The 20,281-nt window shown below is 69.4% G+C and carries 17 protein-coding genes, 2 pseudogenes and 1 riboswitch; of the genes and pseudogenes, 6 read left to right on the forward strand and 13 right to left on the reverse strand.

What is annotated here, in order from left to right; translation table 11 throughout:
* Positions 1 to 133: 133 nt before the first annotated feature.
* Together DP939_RS27950 and DP939_RS27955 are read right to left on the reverse strand one after the other, a co-directional pair.
* Positions 134 to 730 (reverse strand): DUF6461 domain-containing protein, encoded by a 597-nt coding sequence (locus DP939_RS27950; RefSeq protein WP_113983765.1) that lies wholly within the window; start codon positions 728 to 730, stop codon positions 134 to 136.
* Positions 731 to 1,036: 306 nt separating this feature from the next.
* A complete protein-coding gene (locus DP939_RS27955) occupies positions 1,037 to 1,633 on the reverse strand; it encodes a TetR/AcrR family transcriptional regulator (RefSeq protein WP_113983766.1) in 597 nt (198 codons plus the stop codon).
* Between the two features lie 73 nt (positions 1,634 to 1,706).
* On the opposite strand from DP939_RS27955, the gene DP939_RS27960 reads away from it, so the two are divergent.
* Positions 1,707 to 2,540, forward strand: coding sequence for an NAD(P)H-binding protein (locus tag DP939_RS27960; protein ID WP_113983767.1), 834 nt, complete (start codon positions 1,707 to 1,709; stop codon positions 2,538 to 2,540).
* Positions 2,541 to 2,767: 227 nt separating this feature from the next.
* Here the strand turns inward: DP939_RS27960 and DP939_RS46355 are convergent, their stop codons facing one another.
* The 8 genes from DP939_RS46355 to DP939_RS28000 all read right to left on the reverse strand — a co-directional run bounded on the left by DP939_RS46355 (position 2,768) and on the right by DP939_RS28000 (position 10,396).
* Positions 2,768 to 2,932 carry a hypothetical protein gene (locus DP939_RS46355; RefSeq protein ID WP_158578714.1) on the reverse strand — a complete coding sequence of 55 codons (165 nt, stop codon included), beginning with the start codon at positions 2,930 to 2,932 and terminating at the stop codon, positions 2,768 to 2,770.
* A gap of 156 nt (positions 2,933 to 3,088) precedes the next feature.
* Entirely contained in the window at positions 3,089 to 4,264 is a 1,176-nt protein-coding gene (locus DP939_RS27970) for an MFS transporter (RefSeq protein ID WP_113983769.1), read from the reverse strand.
* A gap of 51 nt (positions 4,265 to 4,315) precedes the next feature.
* A complete protein-coding gene (locus DP939_RS27975; RefSeq protein WP_113983770.1) occupies positions 4,316 to 4,912 on the reverse strand; it encodes an RNA polymerase sigma factor in 597 nt (198 codons plus the stop codon).
* Complete coding sequence (locus tag DP939_RS48080; RefSeq protein ID WP_113983771.1) at positions 4,909 to 5,148, reverse strand: anti-sigma factor family protein; 240 nt, start codon at positions 5,146 to 5,148, stop codon at positions 4,909 to 4,911. The genes DP939_RS27975 and DP939_RS48080 overlap by 4 nt, the downstream gene beginning before the upstream one ends.
* A 657-nt stretch (positions 5,149 to 5,805) precedes the next feature.
* Entirely contained in the window at positions 5,806 to 6,834 is a 1,029-nt protein-coding gene (locus DP939_RS27985; RefSeq protein WP_199565455.1) for an AAA family ATPase, read from the reverse strand.
* A gap of 29 nt (positions 6,835 to 6,863) precedes the next feature.
* Positions 6,864 to 8,444, reverse strand: a complete 1,581-nt coding sequence (locus tag DP939_RS27990) for a Mu transposase C-terminal domain-containing protein (protein WP_147268173.1) — start codon at positions 8,442 to 8,444, stop codon at positions 6,864 to 6,866.
* Positions 8,445 to 8,891: 447 nt separating this feature from the next.
* Positions 8,892 to 9,851, reverse strand: coding sequence for a hypothetical protein (locus DP939_RS27995; protein ID WP_113983773.1), 960 nt, complete (start codon positions 9,849 to 9,851; stop codon positions 8,892 to 8,894).
* Positions 9,851 to 10,396 (reverse strand): RNA polymerase sigma factor, encoded by a 546-nt coding sequence (locus DP939_RS28000; protein ID WP_318656319.1) that lies wholly within the window; start codon positions 10,394 to 10,396, stop codon positions 9,851 to 9,853. The genes DP939_RS27995 and DP939_RS28000 overlap by 1 nt, the downstream gene beginning before the upstream one ends.
* A 304-nt stretch (positions 10,397 to 10,700) precedes the next feature.
* Here DP939_RS28000 and DP939_RS28005 point away from each other — a divergent pair, with 304 nt between their 5' ends.
* The gene (locus DP939_RS28005) at positions 10,701 to 11,816 is read left to right on the forward strand and encodes a tyrosine-type recombinase/integrase (RefSeq protein ID WP_158578716.1); all 1,116 of its coding nucleotides are present in this window, start codon (positions 10,701 to 10,703) and stop codon (positions 11,814 to 11,816) included.
* Positions 11,817 to 11,868: 52 nt separating this feature from the next.
* Here the strand turns inward: DP939_RS28005 and DP939_RS28010 are convergent, their stop codons facing one another.
* Both DP939_RS28010 and DP939_RS28015 read right to left on the reverse strand, forming a co-directional pair.
* A complete protein-coding gene (locus DP939_RS28010) occupies positions 11,869 to 12,294 on the reverse strand; it encodes an IS110 family transposase (RefSeq protein ID WP_147268174.1) in 426 nt (141 codons plus the stop codon).
* Between the two features lie 437 nt (positions 12,295 to 12,731).
* Positions 12,732 to 13,753, reverse strand: a pseudogene (locus tag DP939_RS28015) (IS5 family transposase).
* A gap of 165 nt (positions 13,754 to 13,918) precedes the next feature.
* A riboswitch (cobalamin riboswitch) is annotated at positions 13,919 to 14,104 on the forward strand.
* 136 nt (positions 14,105 to 14,240) lie between these two features.
* On the opposite strand from DP939_RS28015, the gene DP939_RS28020 reads away from it, so the two are divergent.
* The 4 genes and pseudogenes from DP939_RS28020 to DP939_RS28035 all read left to right on the forward strand — a co-directional run bounded on the left by DP939_RS28020 (position 14,241) and on the right by DP939_RS28035 (position 18,824).
* A complete protein-coding gene (locus DP939_RS28020; protein ID WP_113983776.1) occupies positions 14,241 to 15,419 on the forward strand; it encodes an ABC transporter substrate-binding protein in 1,179 nt (392 codons plus the stop codon).
* A complete protein-coding gene (locus DP939_RS28025) occupies positions 15,416 to 16,492 on the forward strand; it encodes a FecCD family ABC transporter permease (protein WP_225878540.1) in 1,077 nt (358 codons plus the stop codon). Before DP939_RS28020 ends, DP939_RS28025 begins: the two co-directional genes overlap by 4 nt.
* 2 nt (positions 16,493 to 16,494) lie before the next feature.
* A complete protein-coding gene (locus tag DP939_RS46360; protein ID WP_158578718.1) occupies positions 16,495 to 18,267 on the forward strand; it encodes an ATP-binding cassette domain-containing protein in 1,773 nt (590 codons plus the stop codon).
* Positions 18,268 to 18,287: 20 nt separating this feature from the next.
* Positions 18,288 to 18,824: pseudogene (locus tag DP939_RS28035) on the forward strand (DUF7676 family protein).
* Between the two features lie 15 nt (positions 18,825 to 18,839).
* Here the strand turns inward: DP939_RS28035 and DP939_RS28040 are convergent.
* Positions 18,840 to 20,186 (reverse strand): short-chain fatty acyl-CoA regulator family protein, encoded by a 1,347-nt coding sequence (locus tag DP939_RS28040; RefSeq protein ID WP_113983838.1) that lies wholly within the window; start codon positions 20,184 to 20,186, stop codon positions 18,840 to 18,842.
* Between the last annotated feature and the right edge of the window lie 95 nt (positions 20,187 to 20,281).

Raw genomic sequence — 20,281 nt, forward strand, 5'->3', positions numbered from 1 at the left:
TGTTCACGAATGAGCTCCACCTGCAGCGGAGGGAGCACTACGTTGATCGCTTCCCGCCAAGAGAGTGATCGTTTCCCGGCCTCCGCCAAGGCAGCTCTGCACGGCTCGGACGCGATAGGGCCAGAGGGTGATGTCAGGCAAGTTCTGGCGCGCCACCGTGCTCAAGCGAGTAGTAGTGCGCGATGGACGTGTATGAGGGCATCGATTGCAGGTGCCGACGTTCCAGACGGACGCCAGTACGGTGCTCGGCGAGGGCGAGTGCGGCCTGGAGGTGGCGGTCGATGAACCCGTCGCCGGGATCCTGGTAGCCGGGGATCATGTTGAGGTATTCGCGGTCGAGAAGTTGGTCGTCCGGGTGGCGGGCGGGGCTGTAGCCGCGGTACATGGGATCGAACCTGGCGCGCACCAGGCCGTCGACGGCGTAGAGGAAGGTGGCCGTCCAGTTGACGTTGCGCATGACGCTGGCGATGACCGCACCGACCGACAGATCGCGAACCACGTCTCGCATGATGCCCGCGTAGCCACCCCATTCGATCACGACGGATCCCCCCGGTGCAGTGCCCACCTCAATGCCGCCCGGGCCGATGTAGTCGGGGTCGTCCACGGCCCGCAGGCGGCGCAGCACGTCCTCCGGATCAAGCGCCTTGGCGAAGGTGAAGCAGAAGCCGGAGTCGAAGCGGTAGTCGAACTCCTCCAGCCAGCGATAATCATCGGCCGTCACGCTGCTCATAGCCATCTCCTTTGTCGGCAACCACCATCCTTCCGCGACATCAGACGGGATCAAGTGGCCTTTCAGATGATCTTTCACTTCCCAGCGGATGAGCCGTGTCTTTCACCCCTACGGGGCGTTCACGAGAGGGTGTGATCTGCGGAAATGCTGGCCTTGGAAGATCGCTTCCCGAACCCGACGTGATCGTTTCCCGTTGTTGCCGTCCGCGATTCGCGGAGCCTGTCACGGTTACGGACGCGACGCCGGCCATGGGCTGAGCGCGCCGCTCCGCCGTAGCTGTTGAGTGAGAGGTACGGCGCGGCAGCCTCAGGCGGCTTCCAAGGAGTCGAGCCAGGCGAGCAGGCGGGCGCCCTCTCGGTCCATGACAGCCGGGTCCCGCAGGGCGTTGGCCATCAGGGACATGCCCTGATAGGCGCTCACCAGCGTTAGCGCCAGGCCGTCGGGTTCCGGCTGGCCCAGCTCGCGGAACTGGTGTTCCACCCAGGTGAGCAGCAGCCGGATGACCCTGCCCGCCTCGACATCCAAGCCACCCTCATCGCGTTTGTCCAGCTCGACGGCGAGCGTGCCGGTCGGGCAGCCGTACCGGGCGGCGAGGTCGCGCTGGCCCACCCATGCCTCGATCAAGCCCTTGAGGCGCTCGCGGGAGTCGGGGAGCCGGTCCAGGTGGTCGGTGAGCAGCTCCAGTTGCCGCGCGTGCTCCGACAGCGCGGCGGCGACGAGCTCGTCCTTGGTCTTGAAGTAGTAGTAAACGTTGCCCACGGGGACATCTGCCACGCGCGCGATGTCGGCGATGGTGGTGCGCTCGGCTCCCTGCCGGTGTACGACTTCGGCGGCGGCCCGCATGAGCCGCTGCCGCTTGGCGCCAGCCGTACGGCTCCGGGTGGATCCCTGAGAGTCAGTCACCTGACTAACTATATGTCGCAATTCTGTGCTACGTTCCTTTTCAGTCAGCCAACTAACTAAGAAGGAACGTCTGATGATCGTTGTTACGGGCGCCACCGGAAACATCGGCCGCACGCTGGTCCGCATCCTCGCCGAGCAGGGCCACGAGGTGGCCGCCGTCTCCCGCCGCATCGCCCAGACCGATGTGCCATCCGGCGTACGCGTGATCGCCGCCGACCTCGCACAGCCGTTCGCCGACTTCCCCTCCGCGGCGGACGCGGTCTTCCTGCTGGTCGGCGGAGACCTGGCGATGACTGGCGACCCCGCTCGAGTCGTCGCCCCGCTCGCCGCCGCGGGCAAGATCGTCCTGCTCTCTTCGCAGGGGGTGGCCACCCGCCCGGACTCCGTGTCCCACGGCCAGGTCAGCGCTGCCTTCGAGCAGGCGGTCATGGACTCCGGTGCCGAGTGGACCATCCTGCGTCCCGGCGGCTTCGCCTCCAACGCCTACGCCTGGGCGCCGTCCATCAAGGCGAATCGCACGACCGCCGCGCCCTTCGGCGAAGTAGGACTCCCGGTGATCGATCCCGATGACATCGCCGCCGTGGCCGCCGCCGTCCTGACTCAGCAGGGCCACGCGAAAGCGATCTACGAACTGACCGGCCCCATGCTGACCACCCCACGCCAGCGCGCAGCCGCCCTCGGTGAGGCCATCGGCGAGCCCGTCACCTTCATCGACCAGACCCGAGAGGAGGCCCGCGCCCAGATGCTCACCTTCATGCCTGCCCCGGTGGCCGACACCACCCTGGACATTCTCGGCACCCCAACCCTCCGCGAACAGACCGTCAGCCCCGATGTCGAGAAGATCCTCGGCCGCGCCCCCGGCACCTTCGCCGACTGGGCCAAGCGCAACGTCGCTGCCTTCCGCTGACGCCACCGCCTGCCACGCTGTCCGCCCGCGACCTCACCGACCCGGAAACGACGGGATCCCGCCTGATCGCGATGATCAGACGGGATCCCGTCAACTTCAGTCCAGCCGTCTCAAGAACGGCCCTGGGTGGGGCGTTCACGAGTGTGGTTGAGCAGCGACGATGACGCCCTGACAAAGATCGCTTCCCAAGATGCCTGAGATCGTTTCCCAGCCGAGCGCTCAGGGGTTCAGTGTGCCGCGTCGGGCATGCGGACGGTTGTGTACGGGTGTGGTTGTGCCAGCCACTCGCTGGTCAGTCTTGCCCCTGTGGTCTGGTCGATGACCGCGAGCATGGCGGCCTGCCAGTCGTAGTACTGACCGCGTTCCTCGAAGTCGACGAAGAAGTCTGTCATCGCCTGCAGTTCAGGCCATTGGCCGATGCCTGGGGCGGGGGCGGAGCCGGCCGCGGTCACCGGCACCGCACCCCCGGTCTCACCCGCCGCCCTGTCCGCCTGCGCCTGCCTCGGCGCGGGCCAGGGCCGCGGTCACGGTCCTGGCCTGCGCTGTTCTCACCGGAGAGCAGGGGCGACAAGGCCGGGCAGCGGCGCCTTCGCCTCGGCTCTCCCGCTGACCAGGGTGACGATCGCGGCCAGCGCCGCAGGGCCCGCCAGTCCGATCCACGGCGTGGAGCCGTCCAGGAGCGGCGCGGCGAGGAATCCAGCCGCCGCGAAGCCGAGCCCGCCCGCCGCGTACAGCCCGGAGAATCCCGCCGCCCACTCCCGCTCGGGCAGCAGGACCTGCAGCCCGGATGCCCGGGCGGCCAAGGCCGGCGTGGCGAGGAAGCCGATGACCAGCAGCAACGGGCTCGTCAGCGTCCAGGACGCGGTCACCGCGGCCAGGCTCAGGACGACGATCAGCGCGACGCTCTGGCTGCGGTAGCGGCCGGGCCATCGACGTCCGCCGTAGACCAGACCGCCGACGATCCCCGCCGCCGCGAATCCGGCCAGGACGAGGCCCGCGACCGTGGCGTCGCCGAGCAGGGCGGGCAGCGTGGTGTACGCGGCGCCGACGACCATCATGACGGCGCCCTCCTGTGCCATCGCGGGCCATCCACGACGCCAGATGCCCCGATCGGCGCTGCCGTGCGACGCCGCGACCGCGGGTTCGGGCAGGGCGCCGGCGGACATCGCGCCGATTGCGGCGAGTGCGGCCATGACGAGGGCGGACATGAGCGATCCTGTCGTGACGGCCAGCGCGCCGACCGCGGCCGGGCTCACCGCCCACAACAGCGTGGTCAGGGAGGATTCGAGGCTGAGTGCGGCCTGCTGGTCCCGTTCCGGAACGATCTTGACCAGCAGGGCCCGCAATCCGCCGTGTGCGCCCGCGGCCGCGCCTCCGGCGACCGCCGTGAAGACGATCAGGGTGACGATCAGGGTCGTCCCTGTCAGCGTCCAGGCGGCCACCGCCAAGCCGACGAATGCGGCCGCCTGGACCTGCAGTACCAGCCGCATCTCCGCGCGGGGCGAGCGGCGGTCGAAGCGCCGTCCCAGCCAGCCCGCGAGCACCGCCTCCGCCATCGCGAACAGGCCGGCCAGGACCGCGCCTATCGCGTACGATCCCGTCACCTCGCGACCGAGCAGCAGCAGGGCGAGCGGCGACATCGCCACGGGCAGGCGCTGCGCCAGCACCACCACGAGCCAGGCGGTCATGCCCTTGGTACGCAGTACTCCCGCGTACGCTTTCATTTGGATCAACCTCCCCTTGGGTTCGACACGCCAATGGAGGGGTGTTTCTGGTCATGCGTTACGGCGTTCCAGATAGATTTCCAGCGCCCGCCGTACGACCGCCCGCGCCCGATGCAGGAGTACCCGCTGGTTGATCTGCGTGATCTCCAGCAGATCGGACACCTCGTCGGCCTTCCAGCCCTCGATGTCGCGCAGCGTGATGACCTCCCGCTGGCGAGGAGGAAGGCCGTTGACCACCCGCCGTACGAGATCGCGGACCTCTGCCGAGGCCAGGTGCGCCTCCGGCACGGCCGACCAGTCGTCGGGGATGGAGATCCAGTGACCCGCGTACGGCCCTTCACCGTGGAAGCGGGCCGGGTCGAGGGTCGGACCGAGCGAGGAGTACGGCACGGCTCTGGCCTCCAGACCGGCTCGGCGGCGGGCGATGTTGAGCAGAATCCGGGTGATCCAGGTGCGCAGGGCGGCCCGGCCCTCGAACCCGGCCAGGCCGTTGAGCACGGCCAGCCACGTCTCCTGAACGACCTCCTCGGCCACGGCGCGGCTGGGCGAGTACATCGTCGCCAGGCGCAGCATGGCCGGTTGATGCTCGCGGACCAGCTCGATGAAGGCCCGCTCATCCCCGGCGCGAAGAGCCTCCAGCATGCTCATGAGGTCGGCCTGTCGCGCTCCCACTGGCGGAACAGGTCGAGCAGCGGGGCCTCCTCGAACTCCTGCCGTTCGTCCCCTGCCGAGGCGAGTACGTGCATGACCGTCCGCATCTGCCCGACGTAGGCCGTGCAGCCGTCGCATGCGGTCAGATGCTCCAGCACCCGCTCTAGCTTTTCGGCGTCGAGTGCGCCTTCGAGGTACTCCGTGACCAGCTCTACCAGCTCCGCGCATTCCATGCCGCTACTGTGGCCGATCCGCGAACCTCCGTTACAGATGGGCCTCCTGCCTGGGCGCCTCCACCGGTTCCTTCCGGCCGTGCGCAGGGCCGGATACCGCCCGGCCGACGGTCCACCACGCCCGTGGTAGGTCCAAGCGGCGCCGCTGCTCAGGTCCTGAAGGGATCTTGCGTATTCGGGGTCAGCGATGCCATCACCGCCTACCGGTGTGGAGTTGCAGCTATGCATTGGGTGATGGCAGTGGTCGGGGGACGGCCGCGAGGGGGGCGATGGTGACGTCGCTGCTGGCGAAACCGGGGCGGGCCGAGGAGTCCGCGCGGCAGGAATGCGCTGAGCCGGCCAGGCCTTCCGCGGCACGCACCACGCCGGCCCCAGAGAAGCCCGAACGCGACTCGGAAAGCCTCTGAAACGACGAGATCCCGCCCGATCATCAAGACCAGACGGGATCCCGTCAACTTCAGCTCAGCTGTGACGTGCCACGGTTGATGTCGCTGTTTCTGCCAGGCTCTTGTCGTGATGGTTCGGCAGTTGGGGGATGGACTGGTGGGCGTTATGAAGGCCGTTGCCCGCCTCCCGTTGACTGGGGGACGGGCAACGGCCCTGGCGTGATGTTGTGTGGTGGAGCGCGGTCTCTGTGGCGGGTGTGCTTGGCGGAGATCACATTGAGCCGATGACGAGATTCTTGCGAGCCGTTTCGACGACTTCCTTGGTGACGATGGACATATTGTTGATCTTTAGGACGCGTTCGATCTGGCCGACAAGGCGGACGGTGAGGCGGAAGTTGCCGCTGGTGATGCGGGTGATGGCGGCGAGTGCTTCGGTGGTGGCGTAATCGTCGGCGTCGCCTAGGTTGAGGTGGGGCCAGGATCTGGCCAGGACGAAGGCTTGTTCGTCGGCCGACATCGGCTTGTAGTGGTGGACGAACCCGACGCGGGAGTAGAGCTGGGGGTAGCGGGCGAGGCGCTTTTCGATGCCGGGCATGCCGATCAGGATGAGTCCGATGCCGGTGCGGTCGTGGTGGTCGCGTAGCTGTTCCAGGGCGCCGACTTTCAATCTGTCCGCTTCGTCAACGATAAGAAGTTCGGCGTGGGTGCTGGTGTTGAGCCTGCCGTGTTCGTCGATGCCGCGGCCGGGGTTGAGCATGAGTTCGACGTTCCAGCCGAGCCGATCGCACAGGAATGAGATCTCTTTGTCGAGGTTGTGCGGGGTGTTGTGGACTTTGGGGGTGTACATGACGGCGCGGGCGGCCAGGATCTGCCCGGCGGAGGCCTCGCCATTGGAGCCGACGGGGCGGGTGCCGTCGAGGTGGCCGGCGAGCTGGTCCCATTGGGAGTAGTGGCGGGCTGACTGGGTCTTGCCGACACCTGGGGCGCCGAAGCAGAGGCCGACGTAGCGTTCGCGCCGTACGGCGTCGGCGAATTCGATGAAGAGCCGGTGCTCTTTGGTGATCACGATGGAGACGTCGACGGGCCGGTGCCCGTCCCCGCCCGCCGACTGGCGGGGCGGAGAGCCAACTCCGGGGGGTGCAGGCCGGTCGGTAACGTCGGGGCGGTCTAGGCTGTCGCGATCGTCAGGGTGGGCCTCGGCGGTTGGGCCGCTCGCGGGATCGGGGGTGTTGTCCTTTGGGGTGTCGGAGGGCGTTGCTGGCTCGGCGGCTGGCTCGGGGGTGTCGTCTGCTTTCGCCACGCGGGGTGTCTATCCGGGGCTCGGAGGGCTCACTCATTCCAGTAGCGTTTGAGTCGCAGGCCGTCGCTGTGGGTAGTAGCAGGGTCCGTGCCGGTCAGTGATTCGGTGCTGAGGCCGGGACCGTCCTGGGTGGTGAGAGCGCCGTCACCATCACCGTCGGGTCCGGTGAGGGTTGCCCAGTTGGCCAGGTCGGCGCTGGCCAGGGAGGCGGGCAGGGGTTCGCTGTGGGCAGCCAGCAGCCGGTCGACAACGGCGTTGCGGCTGGTCAGGTGGCCGCGTAGCTGCTTGCGGCGAGCGTTGCGGGCGGCGGTGATCTCTTTGAGACTGATGGTGGCGCCCGAGAGTTCGGGGCAGATCGCCCGGCACAGGAATTCCTCGGCGCCGTCGGGCAGGCGCAGGTAGACGCGGATCTCGGTGATGTCGCGGGGGTCGTAGCGGATGGTGGCCTGCTCCCGGATGTAGAAGGCCAGGACGGGGTCGAGGTAGCGCAGAGACAGGAAGTGGATCCCGTCGGTGTGGATGACGCGGGGCTTGGCGACGGTGAGCAACAGCAGGTCGAGTTGTTCGAGCGAGTCGGGCATGCGCGGGATGAACCCGCCGGCCTCCCACCGGGCCTGCGGGGGTGTCTTGGTCTCGCTGTGGGTGCGCAGGTTGTAGACCTCGCGGATGAACCTGCCGACCGCGGCATCCAGCTCGGGCAGGGTCAGCTTGGCCTGGCCGGCGCGGTCGGGGATGCCGCGGGGCGCGTAGCCGGGCAGGTGGGTCAGGCACATCTGGTTGATCGTCTCGATCAGCCGCTCGATTTTCCCGTGGCCGTGCGGCTGGCCCTTGAGCGAGAAGACGGGTCGGACCCTCAGGTCTGCCATGACCTGTTCCAGATGCGCCGAGGTGAAGTCGGAGCCGTGGTCGAGGTGGAACACCGACGGAATGCCGCACACGTGCCAGTTCGGTTCGACTTTGCGCCAGATCGCGTGCCGGAAGGCCAGCGCGGTGGTCAACGCCGAGGGTGCTTCCAGGTTGACGGCGTATCCGGCGATGGCGCGGGAGTGGTCGTCCTCGATGGCGGTCAGCCACGGCCGAGCCGGTCGGCCTTTGTCGTCGAGCACCCAGATGTCCAGCTCAGTGTGATCGGCCTGCCAGATCTCGTTCGGAGCCTTGGCTTCGCGCCGGTAGACCAGATCGTAGGTCTCCCGGTACTTCTTGGTGCCCTCAAGACCGAGGGTGACCAGCGCGGGATCCAGGTCGGCGACGATCCGGGCCACGGTCCGGTAGGCGGGCGACGGCCAGCCGCGCGCCTTGGCGAGGCTTTCGGCCTGCCGGTGGATGGTGGCCGCGCTGGGGCGAGGCTTGCGCAGGGCCAGCCCTTCGATGAACGCCACGAGTTCGTCGGGGAACCGACGCAGCCCCTTGTCGCGGCGGCCTGGCCGGGTCAAGGCGTCCAGACCGCCTTGCCGGTAGTCGGCCAGCCACCGCTGCAGCGTCCGATAGGAGACGCCGCCCTCGTCCTGGGCCGCGGCCAGCTGCGCCAGCGGTACTTCCTCGTGCAGGTGTGGCGCGAGCATCTCGTACCGGCTCATGGCCAGGGCGCGCCCGGCCAAGCCACCGGACACGCGGCCGGAGCTCCCGCTGCCCGGTCTGGCTTGTGCGTGTTGTTCGCTCGCGGTGCTCACCCCGTTATCGTCCGTCCCCACGATGACCGCCCACCACACCCGCAGGCGCCACGGTTGCGACTACCCGCGCATAGCGGGACCCCGCTCAGTCCGCTGCTGCAACGGGTCGCCGATCAGCCCAGTCCTGGTCGCGCTACCAGGCATTCGTGGCGTTGTTAAGCGGTTACCTGCGGCTTGAACCCGACTCCGGTTGTCGCAGTTGTGGTCGACGGGGACGTTCTGCCCCGCCGCCACATCCGCGTCCGTCGGGTGCCGCGGTGGTGTCGTGGCGCTTTCTCACGGCCTCGAGTTCCAGCGCGATTTTCCATGCCGAGCCTGGTCGAGAGCGCGGAGCGACTGTAGCCCCGTGCGTCAGCCGGCCCATGTGTCATGGCAGCCCGGGCAGGCCTATTCCTTGATGACGTTGTCGCGTGGACCGCCGTAGACAGGGTTCCTGTCGAAGCGCTTGTCCGTGACGAGCAGGCGGATCAGTCCCGGGTTGCGGATGGGCTCCTCCGCCTCCCAGACGATCCAGTCGTCGCCAACGGGCTTGGTCTGCGTGCGGAGTTCGCCGAAGCCGCCCGGGTTGTCCGGCGCGACCGCCATGATCAAGTACTCGACCTTCAACCCGCGCCTCTTGAGCTCGGGCAGGACCTCCCCGACGGTCTTCTCGTCCACCCGGAAGCCGGCGAGCGAGCCGCCCTTCGTGGTCGCCGTCCGGTAGTCAGACTTGATCTCCTTCAGCTCGTGCGACTTGTCAGGCACGAGGATGCACGGGGCGACCGGGCCGCTCATGAGGTACGTGCTGGTCCAGCGCTCGCTGATCGTCCACACGATCTTCTGGCCCGGCTTGAAGAGTTTGGTGTCGATCCGCATCTGCCAGCCCTGGCTGTGCTGCTCCCCGGGAATGTTCTCCGGCACGGAGTACAGGCCGCGGGGAATGTCCTGGACGCGGGTTCCACGCGGTTCCTTGCACCATTTGCCCGGCGGCGCGTAGTCGACGATGGCTGGGACGTTGAGCTCCTTCAGCTGTTCCGCAAGCCCCGCCTCGTCGCGGAAATCCCGGACCTGGACGTACACGACACCGTCGGGTTCCTTGGTGACCGCGTAGGAGGGAGCACCACTCTCCTTCAGCAGGCTCGGCCCCACCACGATGCCCACAGCGAGCACCCCCGCGCCCGCCAGCCCCAGAGCCAGCCGCTGGGCAGGGCGCCGGCGGGGGCGGACGGCGGACGGGCCGGGCTGCTCGGCGGCGATTGAGGCCAGCAGCTTCCGCGCCCCCACATCAGAGGCGCGCCCTCCCGGCTGGCCCGGTTCCACCCGAGCCAGCGCACGAGTAATCTCGTCGATGTCGTCGATGTTCTTCATCACAGCTGTCCCTCCGCGGGGGCCAACCGGCCTTCCGATGTGAAGTGCACGTCCGCCTCGGCGAGCGCGCGGGCGAAGCGCCTGCGGGCGCGGTGGAGTCTGATGCGTACGGCGTTGCGCGACATACCGAGCACGGTGGCGATCTGCTGTCGGTCCAGTCCCTCCCAGGCGACCAGGGACAACAGCTCCCGATCGGTGTCCGGTAGAGCCCGGAAGATCTGCGCGATTGCAGTCAGCTCGACCCCGCTGTCGGGCGCGGCCTGGTAGAGGTCGGCCATTTCGGCGTCGAGTTCCACGCTGAGGGCCTGGCGGCGCACCTCGACCCGATAGTGGTTGGCCAGCACCTTGCGCGCCACGCCATACAGCCACAGGGTGGCCTGCTCTCCGTCCGGCACTTCGCCCATCCGCCGCCAGGCGATGGCAAAGGTCTCCGCCACGACGTCCGCCGCATCCTGCGGCGAGTGGCAGCGGCGGGCCGCGTACGCCGTGATCTGGCCATACGTCTCCCGGTACATGGACTCGAACCTGGCCAGCTCACTTCCCACGGGCTGGTCCCGCGTCCGGTCTTCTCGGCATCCCCATGGTCTCCTTCATCGCTTTGATTTACGGACATCTGTGCCTATGTAAGGAGTCGGGCCATCATTTCGTGCCAGGGCGGAGAAATTTCGCGGCTATCCCGCCGCAGCGAAGGGCCGAACCCGGATAGTCCCGGCGGCGCCCCTGCCGAGAGGTCGGTTCACTTCAGGAAATAGCCCTTCCGTGAAGTAATGTGGCTGCATGCCGTCCTCCACCCACAGCTCGGCGTCCTTGCTAACCGGGCAGGGTCACGCTGAAATCACTTCACGAAAGGTGGCCGGGATTCCCGAACGCCTCGATCCGGCCGACGACAGCCTCCCGGTCTGGACGGAGCGCTACCTCGATCTCGCCGTGCGCGGAGTCCGCTCAGCTGAGGTCACCGCCAAGATCTCCCGGCATCTGGAGCGCTTCGGCGCCTGGATCACGGGCGGTCTCGGGCATGACCGGCTCTCGGCCGTCACCCCGCGCGAGATCACAGCCTGGCGCGACCACCTGGCCGCCGCCGGCAACCGCGAACGCGACAACCTGCCCGCGCCGATGGCCGCCGCGACCGTCAACAACCACCTCGCGCACCTGTCAGCGCTGTTCACCTGGATCACCGCGCACGCCCCCGCCGGCCTCCTGCGCCACGGCGACCCGACCAAGAAAGTCCCCCCGCTACCACTGCCCGCCCCGCAGCCGCGAGCATTGGCCGCCGCCCAGGTACGCACCGTCAAGAACGTCGTGGACCGGATCGAGACCTTCCACGAGCTCAAGGGCCGCCGTCACCGCGGCGCCGCCACGCCCCGGGTGCACGCCCACGCCCGCCCGCTGCGCGACCGGGCCATCATCTACCTGCTGTTCGGCACCGGGCTGCGCCGCGCCGAGCTGGTCGGCCTGGACCTGGACCAGCTGGAGCCGGCCGACCCCGACCGGCTGCGCCAGGCCAAGAAGGCGCGCCTTGTCGGCGTGCGCGGCAAGGGCCGCACCAGCCGCACCGTGTTCCTGGGCCGCGACGCCCGCCAGGCGCTGGCCGACTACCTCGCCCAGGAGCGGCCCGGCGACGCCGCCGCCAGCACCGTCGCTGGCACTGCGGCGGCCGCGCTGCTGCTGTCGGCCGCCTCCATCGCCGCCCGCCGCCCCGACGGCCGCCTCTCGGCCCGCTCCATCAACACCATCGTCGGCGAGATCGGCCGCCTGCACGACGCCCAGATGCCCGACCCCGACCGCAAACTCGGCACCCTGCGCCCGCACGACGCCCGGCACACCTTCGCCTACGGCCTGTCGCAGGCCTCCGGCCACAACCGCGCCGAACTCGAACGCCGCCTCGGCCACGCCAACGACCGCTACCTGCGCCTGTACACCAACCCACCCGACGACATCGCCGCCGACTACATCGAAGACCTATGACCGCGAGACCTGGACAGCCCAACACGACGAAAGCGTGGCAGATGTAGCGACGCTAACTGTGGCACGTCACAAGCTTGACCTCCCGAGAGGGGCCGTCCAGGTGCGCTATTGGCAGATTTGGCTCGCGCAGCGCGACCCGGGCCACCGCTAGCGCGTCGATCGGGTCGGACTTGCCGCGCTCCCGGCCGGAGCGGCGTTGCCCGGCCATCAGTTGGGTGGTGACCCGCACCACTGGATGGCCGGCGCGCAGTAGATCGCCTTCCAGCCGGCGGCTGACATGCCGGCAGTCCTCGATCGCGAACAGCACTGTGGGCCATTGCGCGGCCCAGGCCGCGATGTCGGTATGTCCCTCCGTCGTGGCGCGGAGGGTGCGCTCGGCGAGCTTACGGCCGACCTGATCGACGGCGACAAGGGTGTGGGCTCGTTTCAGATGGGCCATCACCTCCGGCAGAGTGGCGCAGCCGCCGTCGGTGTCCATGGCGGCGCGCACCCTAGTCCAGTCAATGGCTTCCCGACCGGCCAGAGCCGCCGGATCGATGACCAATTCCGCGCTGGTGTCGGTGACCGGATCGGTGCGGTGCCGGTGCCCTCATCGAGGCGCAGCCGGCTTACCGACGTGGTGAGGGCCGGGCTCATGGGCACGACAAAGTCTGTGTCGCGGCGCCGTGACTGGCCTGGAAGGCGTGTGCCGCCGCGGTCTGTGCTTCGGTGATGCGGGGGCGCATGCTGCGGTAGCGCAGGGAGTCTCCGCCTCGCACGAAGGTACTGATGCGCCGAAACGCGCTCTTGTGGACATCTTCGACCCCCAACGGGGCCGACCCGGTCGCCTCCGGTTTCGCCGCATCGTGCCAGGGGGCGACGCCTCCCGAACTCCCGCAGCGCTACCCGGCGCCTAGGAGCTGTTTGAAGTTCGGATCATGTGGTCGGGGTGAGGAGTTTCAGCCACATGATCGAGCCTCGGAGGTGGAGACCGGCCTCGTAGCTTTCCCTGGACTTGTCGTACCGGGTCGCCAGCCCGCGCCAGGCCTTGATCTTCTGGAAGCAGCGTTCAACCGTGTTGCGCTGCCGGTAACGCACCGCATCGAAGCCGACCGGCCGCCCGCCGGCCGAACCCCTCTTCTTCCGGTTGGCCTGCTGATCGCTCTTTTCCGGGATGACCGCGCCGATCCGGCGGCGACGCAGATAGGCCCGGTTGGCCTTGGAGGAATAGGCCTTGTCCGCGGCCACCGCAGCCGGGCGGGTCCGTGGCCGGCCTGACGGCCCGGCCACACGGATCTTGTCTAAGACGGTGGTGAACCGCGGGCAGTCGGCGGCCTGCCCAGGGGTGAGTACGAAGGCCAGCGGCAGCCCGGCCGCGTCGACCGCGGTATGGATCTTGCTGCTCAGCCCGCCCCGGGATCGGCCGAGCGCGGCGGCCTTCGCCCGGGCCTTGCGGCGTCGCCGGGTCAGCGCGCGATCGTGGCCCGGCGGCGCACCCGCTTCCTCGAGGTCGGATGCGACCTGCGGCGCATCACCCGCAGCACCGGCGGCTGCTCCGCAAGCGGAGCCCCCTTTTCCTCGGTCAGCGCCTGCTCCAGCGCATCCAGGGTCTCCCCGGCCACCGCCAGCCCGGCCGACTCCTGATGCGCCCGCACGACCGTGGAGTCCACACTGACCAGCTCCAACCCCACCTGCCCACGCGATGCCGCCTCGGCGATCAGCGCGTCCATCAGCCTGTGGAACACCCCGGTCTTGGCCCAGCCATTGAACCGGGAGTAGACCGTGGACCAAGGACCGTAGCGTTCCGGCAGGTCACGCCAGCCGGACCCGGTACGAAACCGCCACAAGATCCCGTTGAACTGATCACGCACCCGCCGTGGCAGCGGCCCGGTAGCCGCCACCGGCAGATGCGGCTCGATCAACGCCCACTCGGTATCGGTCACATCGAAGCGTGCCACATCCGAGTTCTACCAGTTATGGCCAGGCCGGCACTGACCTCACCAAGATCCGAACCTCGAACAGCTCCTAATCGTCAAGCGGCACGGCCGAACAGCCTGTACAAGTGCCCACGCCCGACCTGCCGCTGAAAAGGGGCCGTGGCTCACACCGCAAAGTTCTCGGTGAATTGACCTACTTCGTGTAATGATGTCGGAAAGGCGAGCGCGGACGAGGAAGCCGGTGTGAATCCGGCGCGGTCCCGCCACTGTGATCGGCGAGCGGATCCCGATGAAGCCACTGCCCCCGCGCGGGGCGGGAAGGCCGGGACGAGCATCGACCCGAGAGCCAGGAGACTCACGCGGTCGCCTCCTCGACCAACTGGGGCGGATCTCCCCAAGAGAGGATGGACCGTGGCCATCGCTGTCACTCTTTCGGAGCGCCGCCCCCACGAACGCTGCGATCGCCGTCGCGGAACGGCGGCCGCAGCCTTGCCTCCGGGAGAATCCGATGGGTCCATTGCGCCCTCTTGGCGGGGCGACGCTCGCCCTCCTGCTCGTCACCGGCTGCGCCGGGACGGCACAGCCCAAGCCGCCGGCCGCGGCGGACGGGCGATGTGTCACCACCTATGACCCAGCGAAGGACTACTTCCCGGTCAAGCAGGCACTGAAGCACGCCACCAACTTCACCCTCGCCTACGCGAAGCACTATCAGACGATCACGGTCAAGCAGCCGGCCGCCGGCGCCGGGCCGGAGACGTACGTGCTGCTGCGCTGTGGTACCCCCGACCCGAAGGTCGCGGGCGCGGTGGTGATCGAGACGCCGATCGAGTCGCTGTACTCGGCCTCGACCACACACCTCCCCTTCGTCACCGACCTGGGCGTCCTGGACCGTCTCAAGGGAGTGGCCTCGGCTGGGTTCATCACCTCGCCGCAGGTGCTGGACAAGGTGAAGGCGGGAGCGATCACCGAGTACGCCAAAGGGCAGGAGATCGACACGGAGAAGGTCATCGCCGCCAAGCCGGGCGTGCTGATGACCGGGGGCACCGAGGACAAGGGCTATGGCCCGCTCCGGCAGACCGGGATCAAGATCGTCGCCAATGCCGAGTGGCTGGAGAGCACCCCGCTCGGCCGCGCCGAATGGATCAAGCTCATGGCCGCGCTCACCGGGACCGAGCAGCGCGCGACCCAGGTGTTCGGCACGATCGAAGCCGACTACCTGGCGCTGGCCGGCAGGGCCAAGGCGGCCACCCCGGTGACGGTCCTGCCCGGGCAGATGTTCCAGGGCGAGTGGTCGGTGCCCAACGGCGGCAGCTACGTCGGCAAGCTGATCAAGGACGCGGGCGGTACGTACGCCTGGACCGACACCCCAGGTCCCGGCAGCGCCACGCTTGACCTGGAGGCGGTACTCGCCAAGGCCAAGGACGCCCGCGTCTGGCTGGCCACCGCCTCGGACTGGAAGAGCCTGGCGGACGTGGAGAAGGCCGACCCCCGCTACGCCAAGTTCGACGCCTTCGCCTCGGGCCAGGTCTGGTCCTCGAACAAGAGCCTCGGCCCCGGCGGCGGCAACGATTTCTACGAGCGCGGCGTCGGCCGCCCAGATCTCATCCTCGGCGACCTGGTCGCCATCCTGCACCCGGACCTGGCGCCGGGTCACGACTTCGCTTTCTACCAGAAGATGGCCAAGTGACCGCGGTCGCACTGCCTGCGGCTCCGGCTGTTCACCGGCGCCGGGGCATGGTCCTGGTGACGATGGCGTTGGCTCTGCCGGTCACGTTCGCCCTCGCGGTCACCCTCGGCTCCACGCCCATCCCGCTCGATGCCGCCCTTGCCGCCCTGGTGCGCGCCCCTTCCGCCGACCCGGGCGTCCAGGAGATCATCTGGACGGTACGGCTCCCGCGCGCCATCACCGCCGCTCTGGCCGGGGCGGCCCTGTCGGTGGCCGGGGCGCAGATGCAGACGCTGTTCCGCAATCCGCTCGCCGAACCGTACATCCTCGGCGTGAGCTCGGGCGCCAGCCTGGGCGTCGCGGTGATCATCGTCGGCTGGGGCGGCACGGTGGGCGCGTTCACCGCCGGGATCTCCGGACTGGGCCGGTTGGGCGTCGTCGTGGCCGCCTCGGCGGGCGCCGGAGCGGTCCTCGCCCTCGTGCTGACCCTGTCGCGGCGGGTGCGGTCGGTGGTGACGCTGCTCGTGGTCGGCGTGATGGTGGGGTCGGCGTCCACCTCGGTCATCACACTGCTGCTGGTCTACACCGACCCACAGCGGGCGCAGCAGTTCATCAGCTGGGGGCTGGGCAGCTTCGCCGGGACGACCTGGGCCGACCTCGCGCTGTTCGCGCCGGTGTGCCTGGCCGGGCTGGGCCTGGCGCTGGCCGGGGTCAAGCCGCTGAACGCGCTGTTGCTGGGCGAGAACTATGCCCGGACGATGGGGGTGCGCGTCCGGCTGGTGCGTACGCTGACGCTGGCGGTCGCCTCCGTCCTGGCAGGCGCGGTGACCGCCTACTGCGGGCCGGTCGCCTTCCTCGGCCTGGCCGTACCCCATGTGGCCAGACTGCTGCTGGGCACCGCCGACCACCGGTTGCTGATGCCCGGCGTGACCTTCCTCGGCGCGGCCACGGCGCTGCTGTGCTGCGTGGCCACTCAGCTGCCGGGCAGCGGCGTGGTACTGCCGCTGAACGCCGTCACCACGATCGTCGGCGCCCCCGTGGTGATCACCATACTGCTGCGCAGCCGCGCGGCCCGTACCGGACTGGCGGTGTGACGATGACACTGCGACTGCACGACATGTGCGCCGGCTACCCGGCGCGGCGCGGCCACCGCGAACGACGGGTCCTGGACCACCTGTCCACCACTGCGGAGCCCGGCGAACTGACCGTCCTGATCGGCCCGAACGGCAGCGGCAAGTCCACCCTGCTGCGCACCATGGCCGGCCTCCAGCCGCCGCTGACCGGCGAGGTGCTCATCGGCGAGACGGCGATCGGCTCGGTGCCGCCCACGGAACTGGCCCGCAGGTTGGCCACCGTCCTCACTGAACGAGAGCTGCCGCCGCTGCTGACCGCCCGGGAAGTGGCCGGGCTGGGCCGCCACCCGCACACCGGCTTCACCGGGCGGCTCGGTCCTGGCGACCACGCTGTCGTTTCGTGGGCACTCGGCGCGGTCAACGCCGCCCACCTGGCCGAGCGGCAGATGAGCGAGCTGTCGGACGGCGAGCGCCAGCGGGTGCTGATCGCCCGCGCGCTGGCCCAGGAGCCGTCGGCGATCCTGCTGGACGAGCCGACGGCCTTCCTGGACGTGACCTCGCGGGTCGCGCTCATGGGCCTGCTGCGCGGCCTGGCCCGCGAGCGCGGCCTGGTCATCGTGGTGTCCACGCACGACCTTGAGCTGGCGCTGCGCGTGGCCGACCGGGCCTGGCTCGTCGGGCCGGACGGCATCCTGCGTACCGGGACCCCGGAGGAGCTGACCGAACGCGGGCTGATCGGCGACTCCTTCGACGGCGAGGAACTGTCCTTCGATCGATCGGCAGGGGTGTTCATGCTGCATCCCGCGCGCGCCAGGCCCGCCCGGCTGCCCGAGGACCCGCTGCTCACGCGCGCCCTGGCCAGGGAGGGATGGCATCCGGACGCCCCAGGGCCCGCTCTGCTGGCCATCGAACACGCGGGCGACGGCTACGAGGCCGCTTTCGATGGCCGAAAGCACCGGTTCGCGAGCATCGCGGAACTCGCCGCGTGGGCCAGGCACATCGACGACGAGCCCGCGCTGCTGCCCGCGGCCCCCACCGCTGTTACGGACGCGGTCGCCGACGTCAGCACCGTGAGCGGCTACTTCGAGCTGGAGGCCGGGCCGCCCACGGACGGCTGGCGACCGTTCAGCGACCTCCTCGCCGACGCGTCGGCGCTGAAGGAGCGGGTGGACTCGGTGGCCGTACGGCTCGGCACCACGGAGACCAGGGTGGCGGCCTCCATCTTGTTCCAAGGGCTGGCCGCGCGGGTGTGGTCGCCAGCGCTCGGCGCACTGATCGCCCACGACCTGCTGATCGACCTGACGCCGCACGCTCTGTACTGGCGCTCCGCGCCGTCCGGGCCGCTTCCGCTTCGCGCGCATCCGCTGAACGGCTGGACGGTCGCCAGGAGCGGCGCCGCAGAATCGGGACGAGTCGTCGAAGTGGTCTACCGCGACGTCGTCACCGGACTACTGGAACCATTGGCCGACGCCGTGGGCGGCATCGTCAAGCTCGCCCCCGGCCTGCTGTGGGGGAACGCCGCCTCCTCCCTGGCCGGGACCGTCCGCGCCCTGGCCCGGAACCGGTCCGAACTGACCGGGCGGGCCGTCGCGCTCGCCCGCGACCTGCTGGAGACCGGCCTGCTGAAGGACACGGGAGAACTGGCGGAACCCGCTCCCGGCCACCCCTTCTTCGTGCGGCGCAGCTGCTGCCTGTACTACCGGCTGCCGGAGGCCGGCAAATGCGGCGACTGCGCCCTCATCCCCACCCAGACCCGCCGCGAGCAGTGGGCGCGGCAGACAGGAGGCACATCGTGACCCGCACTGTGACCCACACCGTGGTCGAGGAGCACGGCACCGGCACCCTGCACGTCTGGCCGCTGCCGACCGACGAGAGGAGCCTGCTGGAACTGGTCACCTTCCTGTTCGAGCGGCATTGGGAGCACATCTGGTTCGGCGTGATCGTCCAAGGCGCCGCCTGGGAGGTCGCCGCCCCCAACGCACCCGAGCGGATCAGCATGTACGACGGCTACGTCACCGTCGACTTCGGTCGCTGGCACTTCCACCTGTGCATCGGCGAGCACACCGCCAGTGGCCCCGAGCTGGGCGCCCTGCGCCGCTGCGCCCGGGCCGAGATGTACCGCCTGATCGGCGCGGACGGCAGCCCCACGTCCTGGGGGGTACGGCTGTTCAACGGCCGAGATGACTAACTGATGACGGTGTTGCTGCCCAATCCCTTCCTCACCGACCGCCAGCAGATCCTCGACCCCCCGAACTTCGACCGGCTGGCCGTCTGGGACGAACTACGCGCCACCTACCTCGGGTTGGAACCCGACCCGCTCGACCGCGCCGGGAAGGGTTTCCGGCACGGCTGAGGCTCTGGCGCCGGGTCACGGGGCGGTGTACGGCACCGGCCCGCTGACGTGTTCGTCGGCCCGCACGTGGGTGCCGGTGGGCGGGAAGGCCCGCTGGGCGCAGTCGGCCCGCTCGCAGACCTTGCACCCCAGGCCGATCGGGGTGACCTGCGGGCGGGACAGATCCAGCCCGTCGGCGTAGATGAGACGGTGGGCGTGCCGCAACTCACAGCCGAGCCCGATGGCGAACAGCGCGCCTGGTACGCCATGCCGGGGCGGGCGGCGCTGGACGGTCCTGGCCGTCCAGAAGTAGCGCCGCCCGTCGGGCATCTCGGCCACCTGCGTCAACAGGCGGCCGGGCGTGGTGAACGCGTCGTAGACGTTCCACAGCGGGCAACTGCCTCCCGCCCTGGTGAAGTGGAAGCCGGTGGCCGACTGACGTTTGGAGATGTTGCCCGCCCGATCCACCCGGACGAAGGAGAACGGCACGCCGCGCAACCTGGGGCGTTGCAGGGTGCTGAGCCGATGGCAGACGGTCTCGAAGCCCACACCGAACTCGCCCGCCAGCCTGTCAAGGTCGTAGCGGTGGCGCTCGGCCGCGTCGCGGAACCTCCGGTACGGCAGTAGCAGCGCGCCGGCGAAGTAGTTGGCCAGGCCGATCCTGGCCAGCGCACGGGCGTCCGGGTCCGCGAAGCCGGCGCCGTCCACCAGATCGGCGATCAGGGGGCCGTGTTCGAGCAGGGCCAGTTGCGTGGCGAGCTGGAAGGCGCGTTGCGCGTGGTCGAGGGCGGGGGAGACGCGGAGCACGCGGGTCTCGGGATCGTAGTGCCGTCGCGCGTCCCCGGACACCATGATCCGTACGCCGTGAGCGGCCAGCCGTGCCGCCGCGAACCGTCCGGGATCACTGCCGTCGGCCAGGTCCTCGGCCGCGCGGTCCAGTTCGGCGAAGTAGTTGTGCCGGTCGTAGAAGAAGTCGCGGACCAGTTCGTAGGGGGCGGGGGCGATCGGCTGCGCCCCGGTCAGGACGGCGACGTGCTCGGTGGCGGCCAGAAGGCGGCGATGCAGGCCGGTCACCGCCCGGGCGATCTCCGGGTCGCCGCCGACCAGGTCGGCCAGGGCGGCGGCGGGGATCTGCTCGCCCGCGAGAGCCTCGCGCAGGTCGGCGATCAGCCGGGCGTCGTCCTCGGGGGCGAAGAACTCCGGATCGACGCCGAACACCTCGGTCAGGCGAAGCAGGACCGTGGCGGTCAGCGGTCGCTGGTTGTGCTCGATCTGGTTGAGATAGCTCGCCGAGATCCCGACGAGCCCGGCCAGCTCGACCTGGCTGATCTCCCGATCGCGGCGAAGGGCACGAAGTCGGGGGCCCACGAAGATCTTCCCCACGATGGCCAGCTTAGCGAAGGCGAGCTTCACAGCTTTCGCAAACCGCGCCGAGCGGTTCGCGGGATTTCGCAGGTTACGTGGCTGGCCTGCGGGGA

This window comes from Spongiactinospora rosea (assembly GCF_003315795.1).
GTDB classification, from domain to species: Bacteria; Actinomycetota; Actinomycetes; order Streptosporangiales; family Streptosporangiaceae; genus Spongiactinospora; species Spongiactinospora rosea.

Excerpts from the sequence above, each read along its gene's own strand:
- DP939_RS46355 (WP_158578714.1), bottom strand. The coding sequence starts at position 2,932 with ATGACAGACTTCTTCGTCGACTTCGAGGAACGCGGTCAGTACTACGAC.
- DP939_RS27975 (WP_113983770.1), bottom strand. The coding sequence starts at position 4,912 with ATGAGCATGCTGGAGGCTCTTCGCGCCGGGGATGAGCGGGCCTTCATC.
- DP939_RS27960 (WP_113983767.1), top strand. The coding sequence starts at position 1,707 with ATGATCGTTGTTACGGGCGCCACCGGAAACATCGGCCGCACGCTGGTC.
- DP939_RS28020 (WP_113983776.1), top strand. The coding sequence starts at position 14,241 with ATGGGTCCATTGCGCCCTCTTGGCGGGGCGACGCTCGCCCTCCTGCTC.
- DP939_RS46360 (WP_158578718.1), top strand. The coding sequence starts at position 16,495 with ATGACACTGCGACTGCACGACATGTGCGCCGGCTACCCGGCGCGGCGC.
- DP939_RS27950 (WP_113983765.1), bottom strand. The coding sequence starts at position 730 with ATGAGCAGCGTGACGGCCGATGATTATCGCTGGCTGGAGGAGTTCGAC.
- DP939_RS48080 (WP_113983771.1), bottom strand. The coding sequence starts at position 5,148 with ATGGAATGCGCGGAGCTGGTAGAGCTGGTCACGGAGTACCTCGAAGGC.
- DP939_RS27970 (WP_113983769.1), bottom strand. The coding sequence starts at position 4,264 with ATGAAAGCGTACGCGGGAGTACTGCGTACCAAGGGCATGACCGCCTGG.
- DP939_RS28010 (WP_147268174.1), bottom strand. The coding sequence starts at position 12,294 with ATGGACACCGACGGCGGCTGCGCCACTCTGCCGGAGGTGATGGCCCAT.
- DP939_RS27995 (WP_113983773.1), bottom strand. The coding sequence starts at position 9,851 with ATGAAGAACATCGACGACATCGACGAGATTACTCGTGCGCTGGCTCGG.